Source organism: Fusicatenibacter sp. (assembly GCF_050872605.1).
Lineage (GTDB): Bacteria > Bacillota > Clostridia > Lachnospirales > Lachnospiraceae > Fusicatenibacter.
Map to the genome: position 1 here is coordinate 78701 of NZ_JBNMHD010000008.1, position 9269 is coordinate 87969.

At 50.7% G+C, this 9269-nt stretch carries 8 protein-coding genes; all 8 read left to right on the plus strand.

Annotated elements, in window-relative coordinates; genetic code table 11:
• Positions 1-107: 107 nt before the first annotated feature.
• Positions 108-1022: an ABC transporter permease gene (locus tag ACY2VT_RS04425; RefSeq protein ID WP_461879038.1), complete on the plus strand. Its 915-nt coding sequence runs from the start codon at positions 108-110 to the stop codon at positions 1020-1022.
• 12 nt (positions 1023-1034) lie between these two features.
• Positions 1035-1940, plus strand: coding sequence for an ABC transporter permease (locus ACY2VT_RS04430; RefSeq protein ID WP_461879039.1), 906 nt, complete (start codon positions 1035-1037; stop codon positions 1938-1940).
• A complete protein-coding gene (locus ACY2VT_RS04435) occupies positions 1937-2989 on the plus strand; it encodes an ABC transporter ATP-binding protein (RefSeq protein WP_461879040.1) in 1053 nt (350 codons plus the stop codon). Before ACY2VT_RS04430 ends, ACY2VT_RS04435 begins: the two co-directional genes overlap by 4 nt.
• Positions 2982-4007: an ABC transporter ATP-binding protein gene (locus ACY2VT_RS04440; protein ID WP_461879041.1), complete on the plus strand. Its 1026-nt coding sequence runs from the start codon at positions 2982-2984 to the stop codon at positions 4005-4007. The genes ACY2VT_RS04435 and ACY2VT_RS04440 overlap by 8 nt, the downstream gene beginning before the upstream one ends.
• A 23-nt stretch (positions 4008-4030) precedes the next feature.
• The gene (locus ACY2VT_RS04445) at positions 4031-5695 is read left to right on the plus strand and encodes a peptide ABC transporter substrate-binding protein (RefSeq protein ID WP_461879042.1); all 1665 of its coding nucleotides are present in this window, start codon (positions 4031-4033) and stop codon (positions 5693-5695) included.
• Between the two features lie 65 nt (positions 5696-5760).
• Complete coding sequence (locus ACY2VT_RS04450) at positions 5761-6867, plus strand: pyridoxal phosphate-dependent aminotransferase (protein ID WP_461879043.1); 1107 nt, start codon at positions 5761-5763, stop codon at positions 6865-6867.
• A gap of 61 nt (positions 6868-6928) precedes the next feature.
• The gene (gene hisC, locus ACY2VT_RS04455; protein ID WP_461879044.1) at positions 6929-8008 is read left to right on the plus strand and encodes a histidinol-phosphate transaminase; all 1080 of its coding nucleotides are present in this window, start codon (positions 6929-6931) and stop codon (positions 8006-8008) included.
• Between the two features lie 314 nt (positions 8009-8322).
• The gene (locus tag ACY2VT_RS04460; RefSeq protein WP_022462444.1) at positions 8323-8928 is read left to right on the plus strand and encodes a type IV toxin-antitoxin system AbiEi family antitoxin domain-containing protein; all 606 of its coding nucleotides are present in this window, start codon (positions 8323-8325) and stop codon (positions 8926-8928) included.
• Positions 8929-9269: the final 341 nt, after the last annotated feature.

Sequence of the window (9269 nt, forward strand, 5' to 3'; positions counted from 1 at the left end):
ACAAAAACAGAACAAAGATCAAAACATTGCGAAGGGGCAGCCAGAACAAATCGTTCGGCTGCCCCTTCTGGTATAGATAGAACAAGCCGGAACGGGAGGAATGCTGCATGGTAAGATACATCATAAAACGTTTACTGATCGGAGTGGTGACGATCTGGGCACTGATCACCATTACCTTTTTTCTGATCCGGATTATGCCGGGCAGCCCGTTCGAGGCGGACAACCTTTCCCAGAGCGCAATTGAACAGCTCGAAACCACCTACGGACTGAATGAGCCGATGTGGAAACAGTACATCCTGTACATGGAAAATCTGATGCACGGCGATCTCGGTGTTTCCTATAAAAAGAATGTTTCCGTCAACACCCTCATCGCAAGAGGATTTCCGTACACCTTGAGCATCGGACTTCTCTCCATCGCGGTATCCGCCTTCATCGGTATTCTGATGGGTATCTGGATGGCGACGAGCAGGCGGCTGGCAGTCAGAAATACGCTGCTTGGAATTGCGACGCTGGGGGTCAGTATCCCGGGATTCGTCACAGCGATCCTGCTGATGATGGTCTTCGGTGTCTGGTGGCCGGTACTCCCGATCGTCGGTCTTGGTTCCCCGGCAAACTACATTCTTCCGGTGGCAGCGCAGTCGTTCGGACAGATCGCCTCGATCGCCAGGCTGACGAAGAGTACGTATTCCGAAGCAATCCAGATGGACTACGTGACGATGGCAAGGGCAAAGGGCCTCAGCAACATGTACATCACCGTCCGCCATGTCCTCAAAAATGCACTGATCCCGGTTGTCACTTATTTCGGACCGGCCATCGCATTTTTGATCACCGGAAGCTTCGTTGTAGAATCCATTTTTTCCATCCCGGGTATCGGACGTGAATTTACGAATGCCATCACCAACCGTGATTACACCGTCGTACTTGGCTTCAGCGTTTTCATCGGCGTGATCATCACCGTCGCCAATCTGGCGGTTGATATCATCTGTTCCCTCATTGACCCGAGAATCAAACTGACAAACTAGGAGGTGACTGTTATGGACTGGTTTTCACCGATTGATCCATCCAAAAAGAACAGCGAATTTATCGCCGTAGAGAGCAAGAGCTTCTGGAAGGCGGCGTGGGGAAGATTTCAGAAAAATCCAATGGCAGTTCTTGGACTTGTTGTCATCATCCTTCTGGCGGTTGTCTCCATTTTCGGACCGATGATCAGCCCTTACGCATACGATGCGCAGGACGCAGCTAATCAGTACGCGGGCTTTTCGGCACAGCATATTTTCGGAACCGACAAATTCGGACGCGATGTTTTCACAAGGCTCTGCTACGGCGGCCGCATCAGTCTGGCGATCGGATTTGGAGCAGCCGTCATCAACACCATCCTCGGAGTTGTGATCGGTGGATTGTGCGGCTACATTGGTGGAAAATTCGATAACTTTGTGATGCGTATTGTGGATATCATCTACGCGATGCCGTCGATGATCTACGTCATCCTGATTATGATGGTCTTCGGATCGAATGTGCGGAGCATTCTGATCGGTATCTGCATTCCGGGCTGGATCGGCATGGCACGTCAGGTGCGGGGCCAGCTGATCGCCTTAAAAGAGCAGGAGTTCTCGATGGCAGCACTCGTCATCGGCGCAAGCGATGCGAGAATCCTGTTCCGCCACCTTCTGATCAATGCGATCGGACCGATCATCGTTCAGGTTACCTTCCTTGTTCCGAACGCGATCTTTACCGAAGCCTTCTTAAGCTTCATCGGAATCGGCATTTCCGCTCCGATGGCCAGCTGGGGCTCCATGGCACAGGATGCCAGACAGGTGCTGACGATGCATCCGGGACAGCTCCTGTTGCCGACCATCTGTATCTGTATTACCATTTTCTCCCTGAACTTCCTGGGCGAGGGAATCGGCGATGCCTTTAATCCAAAGAAAACCAGGGGGTGAAGCGTATGAGTTTACTGGAAATCAGCCATCTCACAACGAAATTTGCAACACAGCAGGGAACGGTCAGCGCCGTGCGTGATGTTTCCTACCATCTGGAAGAAGGCGAGGTGCTCGGAATCGTCGGAGAATCCGGTTCCGGAAAAAGCGTCGGCATGCTGACGCTGATGGGACTTCTGGCATCGAACGGCCGGGTGGAGGAAGGCGAGATCACCTTTGACGGAGAAAACATTTCCCCGCCGCACACCAGCGACCGGAAGGCAAAACGGGAATACGAGAAGAAAATGCAGCAGATCCGCGGAAACCGTATCGGCATGATCTTCCAGGACCCGATGACGTTTCTGAACCCGATTTTAAAGATCGGCGTCCAGATGACCGAAGGAATCCGCAAGCATCAGAAATGTTCGAAACAGGAAGCCGAGGCGAAAGCGATTGAACTGATGCGCCAGGTCGGCATTCCAAGTCCGGAAAAGCGGCTCGACCAGTATCCGTTTGAATTTTCCGGCGGCATGCGGCAGAGAATCATCATCGCGACCGCGCTGGCGTGTGATCCGAAACTGATCATCGCGGATGAGCCGACGACTGCACTCGATGTAACGGTACAGGCGCAGATCCTCGAGCTTTTGAAAAAGCTGACGAAGGAAAAAGGAACCTCGGTCATCATGATTACCCATGACCTCGGCGTTGTCGCTTCGATGTGCGACCGGATCGCCATTATGTATGCGGGACAGATCGTGGAAGAGGGAACGGTCGATGAGATTTTCTACGAACCGCATCATCCGTATACGAAAGGTCTTTTGAACAGCATCAACAACTCGGCAAAGGACAACGACGAACCGCTCGTCCCGATCCCGGGCACACCGCCGGATCTCTTAAAACTGCCGAAGGGCTGCGCATTTATGAGCCGCTGTCCGTACACGATGAAGATCTGCGAGGTACAGGCCTCACCGGTGACGACGTACAGCGAAACCCACTGCTGCCGGTGCTGGCTGGAATGCATGGATGAGAAATATATCAAAGTTTCCGGGGAGGAGGCGGCTGCCAATGAGTGAAAACGTACTGGAAGTAAAGAACCTGTGTAAATACTTTGATGTCAACCGAGGAATGAAAGGATCGCAGAAGGTTATCGCCGTGGACGGGATTTCCTTTGAGGTCAAAAAAGGAGAGACGTTCGGTCTCGTCGGCGAATCCGGCTGCGGAAAAAGTACCCTGGGCCGCACGATTTTACGGATCTACGAGCCGACGAAAGGCGAAATCGTTTTCGAAGGACAGGATATCTCGAAGCTCTCCCGGAAAAAGATGCTTCCTTACCGGCAGAAGCTGCAGATGATTTTCCAGGATCCATACGCATCCTTAAATCCCCGTTTTACCGTCGGCGAGATCATCGAGGAGCCGATGGTGATTCATCACATGTATGATGAGAAGAAACGGAAAGAGCGCGTGCAGGAGCTGCTGGAAACGGTTGGCTTGAAGCCGGACCACATCCGAAGGTATCCGCATGAATTTTCCGGAGGCCAGCGACAGCGGATCGGAATCGCAAGAACGCTGGCACTCGAACCCGACTTTATCGTCTGCGACGAGCCGATCTCGGCGCTCGACGTTTCGATCCAGGCACAGGTCATCAACCTGCTGGAGGATATTCAGAAAAAGGAAGGAATCAGTTATCTTTTTATCGCACACGATCTTGGCATGGTAAAACATATCAGCCACCGGATCGGTGTCATGTATCTGGGCCACATGGTGGAGGTCGGCGAATCCAATGCGGTTTACCGTCATCCGCTTCATCCATATTCGAAGGCACTGCTCTCCGCAGAGCCGATCCCGGACCCGAAAACCGCCAGAAGCAGAAAGCGAATCCTGCTGGAGGGCGAAATTCCAAGTCCGATCCATCCGCCGAAAGGATGCCCGTTCCATACGAGGTGTCCGTACGCAATGGAAGAATGCAGCCAGGCCCGCCCGGCGACGTATGAAGTCGAGGACAGGAAAGTGGCTTGCTTCTTATATTCCCCGAGGTATCTGAGACAGAGGGAAGGTTTGGCAATCGAACCGTTGCTTCAGGGCAGAGCATAGCAACAGCAGAGGAGGAGAACATTATGAGAAAATTGTGGAAAAAAGCAGCGTCACTGGCGACCGCCGTTCTTCTGGCAGGATCCCTTGCCGGATGCGGAAGCACAGGCGGAGGAAGCAGCAGCTCTTCCGGAGGAGGAAAAAGCAGCAGTTCCGATATGATTGTGACAACGATGTATACTGAATCGGGATCGCTCGACAGCGCCGGTGAGAGCGCCCTCTGGTGGTGGTCCTACGACGATGTGTGTATGGCCCCGATCATGGAAATGAAAGAGGACGGCTCCTGGGATTACATTCTGGCAGAGAGCGTTGACGTCAACGACGATATGACACAGTACACCGTCCATCTCCGCAGCGATGCAAAATGGAGCAACGGCGATGATGTGACAAGCGCAGACTTTAAAAACACGATTGTCCGTGCACTCGACCCGAACTGCAAGAGCGGTTATTCTTCGATGCTCTATCCGATCGAGGGAGCCGAGGAGATGTACAACGGCACCGGTGATGAGAGCGGTCTTGGCGTGGATGTAAGCGATGACAAAACCATCGTGTTTACTTTAAAAGAGCCTTGTGCTTACTTTGAACAGCTCTTTGTTCTTCCGGTTTACATGCCGACCCACCACGAACTCCAGACCGAGACCAACGGCGACTGGGCGATGGGAAATGATATGGACGCGCTGGTCAGCTGCGGACCGTACTATCTGGCAGAGTATGTACCGAACCAGTATTGTGTATACAAGAAAAATGAAAACTACGTTCAGGCAGACCGGATCAAAACCGACACCATCAAAAAAATGGTAATGGACGATACACAGTCCATCATTAATGCATATAAATCCGGCGAGCTGAACTTTATCTCCGCAGACTATACCGTTATGGATGAGTACAAAGACAGCGACGAGCTGATTACTTCCCCGGCCATGACAAGCTATTATGTATTATTTAATGTAAGTGAAGCTCCATTTGATGACGTCCGTGTCCGCCAGGCATTCTCTATGGCAGTCAACCGTGACGAAGTAGCTTCTGCGTGTGGCTCCTCCTATGAGGCAACGGATTTCTTCGTGGCAAAACATATGAAATCTTCCGCAAGCGGCAAAGACTGGGCGGATGAGGCAGACGGAGATCCGATCGGTTTTGATCCGGACAAAGCAAAAGAGCTTCTCGCAGAAGCAGGTTACCCGGACGGTGAAGGCTTCCCGGCAGTCACATACAAATACCCGAGCCTCCAGCTCGACAGTGATATGGCACAGGCGCTGCAGGCACAGTGGAAAACAAACCTTGGCATTGAAGTAGAATTACAGGCAGAAGAGCAGCAGGTACAGGTAGCCGAGCGAAGATCCGGTGATTTCCAGATCGCCCGCATGAGATGGACCGCAGACTTTACCGACCCGTTCACCTTCCTTTCCATGTACCGTTCCAACGACAGCTACAACGACAACAAAACCAACTGCCCGGAGTACGATGAACTGATGACTGAGTCCAACCAGGAAAGCGATCCGACCGCCAGATTCGATCTGCTGCATCAGGCAGAGAACGTACTGCTGAACGATTACTGCTTCGGCGTACCGGTTCTGAACTCTTCCAATATTTATCTGGTCAATACCAACATCACAAACTTTGAAATTGATCCGTCCAGAAATATGATCCGTACCAAATATCTGGTATTAGGAGACAGCTCTTCCGAATCCTGAAACACCGCCACAACAGGCCCGGAGCTTTGAAACGCCCCGGGCCGCCGCAGAAAGGAGCACAAACCATGAACTATGAAGCCCTGATGAAGAAACAACTGTTACACATGCCCGCATACCGGCTTCCGCCGCAGATCAGCGATATGATGAAACAATACGGTGTCGATCACATCGAAAAAATGGCGGCGAATGAGAATGTGTTTGGTGTCTCCGATCATGTGAAAGAAGTCGTTGCCGAAGAGATGCAGAATATCTGCCGTTACCCCGGAGACCGGAACCAGGAGCTGTTTGAACAGATCGGAAAGAAATACGGCATCCCGTCAGACTGTGTGCAGATCAATGTAGGTGCTACGGGTGTCTTAAATGGAATCGCCGATACGTTTCTGGGCGTGGGTGATGAGATTGTCATGAGCTCCATCCCCTACATGCAGTACCCGATGATGGCACTCCGGAACGGAGCCAAAAGCGTGATGGTTCCGGTCAAAGAAGGACTGCACCAGGATCTTGAAGGCATGCTGGATGCCATCACCGAAAAGACGAAAATCGTCATCGTCTGCAATCCGGGAAATCCGACCGGCGTGGCAGAAACGTCGGCCGAGATGGAAGCCTTTATCCGAAAAGTGCCGGAGAATGTGCTCGTTGTCATCGATGAAGCGTATCTCGATTTTGCAGCGACACCGGGATGCACCGAATCCATGATGAAGCTGATCCCGGAAAAAGAGAACCTGATCGTCACAAAGACCTTTTCGAAAATCTATGCGATGGCCGGTATGCGTCTTGGATTTGCAGCAGCGTGTCCGGAACTTCTGGCAGCACTTGGAAGAGGCGGCACCGTGCCGGGAGCCTGCCGCCTGGCGATTGTGGCAGCGATTGCGGCACTCGAGGATGAAGAGCATACCAGAAAATCGTACGAATTCAATTCCGCCGGAAGAGCATACCTGATGACGGAACTCCGCCGAATCGGATGTGAAGTGTATGATTCCGATACCAACTTCGTTTATTTCAAAACAGGCTACAGCGTGACCGAACTCTACGACCTGCTGATGCAGAACGGCATCATGATCCGAAACTTCGATCTGAACCGTGTCAGCGTCGGCCGCCCGGAGGACAATGAGAAATTTATCTCGATCGTGGAAGCATTTATGAAAGAGAAAGCAGAGAAGAAGGTTTCCTGAGGACGGGAACACGTTTGAGAAACTTTAAGAGAAGAAGCCGCGAAAACAGGAGGGAATGGATATGGAAGTAAATAAAATCATCAGTCATGCATTACAGAGTATGCCGCCGAGCAAACGGCAGAAAGCATTTGCCAAGGATACCTCAAAACTGATCCATATGGGATTGAATGAAAACAATTACGGCATGTCGCCGAAGGCAGCGGCGGCGCTGGAGGACTCCATATCGGGAAGCCATTTTTACCCTGATTTCGCGGCAGCACTGCTGAAAACGAAAGTGGCGGAGCTGTATGGACTGCAGGCAGAAAACGTACTGACCGGAGCCGGATCGAGTGCGATGATCGATATGATCGGCCTGACGTTTCTGGATGAAGGAGATGAAGTGCTGTTCTCCGTCCCGACCTACGGCGCATTCGCTGATATGGCGTATCTGAACGGCGGCGTGCCGGTTTCCGTACCGGTGACGGAAGAGCAGAAATTCGATCTCCCGGCAATGAAAGAAAAGATCGGTGAGAAAACAAAAATCGTGGTCATCTGCAACCCGAACAATCCGACCGGAACGTACGTACCGATCCAGGAACTGGAAGCATTTGCGGATGAGCTGCCGGACGACGTCCTGCTGGTGATGGACGAGGCGTACATGGAATTTGCCACCGAACCGGACTGCTGCAGCATGATTCCCTACATGAAAGCCCACCCGGAAAAACCGATTTTGGTGCTCCGTACTTTCTCGAAATACTATGCGATGGCCGGCCTTCGTGTCGGTTATGCGTTAGGATCCGAAGAGCTGATCGGTATCATGCGGAAATGTTCTGCTTCCTGGAACCTGAACGTCTGCGCACAGAAAGCGGCTGTGGCAGGTCTGGCAGACCAGGAATATTATCAGGAGCAGAAAGCAAAGGTCGTAGAGGGAAGAGAATATCTCGAAAAAGAGATGGCGGCACTCGGCTGCAAAGTCTATCCGTCCCAGTCGAACTTCATCTACTTTGACACCGGAAAAGATCCGGCATGGATCCAGGAGCAGCTGATGGACAAGGGCATCCGCATCGGCGCCTTCGAGATGAGCCGTGTCAGCGTGGGAACGATGGAGGAGTGTAAATTGTATATCAAAGCATTAAAGGAAATTCTGGAAGCGGCAGAGTAAAAAGGTTTTACGGTAAACGTTAAAAGATAGAATGAAAGAGAAAAAGACCGGATGAGAAGTGAAAAATCCGGTCTTTTTCTGCTGGTATGAGAACAGAAAAAGCGGATCAGCAGGTTGCATATTTCAGGTAAAAAAGGTATACTTATAAGTAATGAAAAGAGAAATATGTTAGCGGCAGCTAATAAGAAAAAAACAGAGAAAAAACATGGTTTTTGCAAATTAGTGCTTGCCATTCCATGAAAATTGGAATATTATATGTGCAAACGCCTATAGATGAAAAAAGATGTATCACATCCTGAAAGGGGAAAGAAAATATGCTTTTTAAAACATACCAGAAGATCACGACGTTATTTAAAGAACATCATGGATATATGAGCTTCGCAGACCTCAGAGATCATCAGGTGACCGTACTGCAGCTGGCAGAAATGGAAGAGGAAGGAAGTCTGGAACGATTTGCACGCGGCTGGTACTGGTGCAAGGACTGTGGTTATGAAAAACCGGAAGACTATCAATATATCGAAATTGCGAAAGTAAACCCACGCGCAGTCATCTGCATGGACAGTGCCGCATGGCTTGCCGGAATGCTGAAAGAAGAGCCGGCTACGATTGCAGTTGCAACAGCACGGACAGACCGGAAAAAAATGGATCTGGAAAATTTTGAAATCAGACGTTTTTATTTCCAGAATGCCGACGTCCCGGGCGAAATCTGTGAGAAAAAGACAGAGTTTGGTTCCTACAAATATTATTCTCCGAAGAGAACCTTCTGCGACTGTCTGCGCATGAACAACAAGATGCCGGAGGAAGTAAAAGAAGAAATCCTCACCTGGTGCCGGAAACAGAAATATTCCAAAGAAGAGATTCTGGAATACGCGAACAAGCTCCGTGCGGTAAAAAATATCGAGGAAGAGTATCAGAAATAAAATTTCACAGGAATAGATAAGGGAAACTCCCGACGGAAGATCTTATACGAGAAATTCTGCCGGGAGTTTCTGCGTGTATATCGGATGGTTACGCATACACGATTTCCCCGTATGTTCCCCCGTGCCATTCGCAAAAATCGCATAAAATGAGAAGCAAAGCGCAATACTTGACTAGCCGAACGGGAAGCGCGGCGATACAATTGTATATTCCGTTGCAAATGAACCACTTGCACGGACTTTGTGAGCCAGCCTCACGGAGGATGTGAACCACCCTCACGGAGACTGAGCCAAGATACTATTTTGTTAACCACCAGGCTTTTACCTGTTGATTATATAACAAC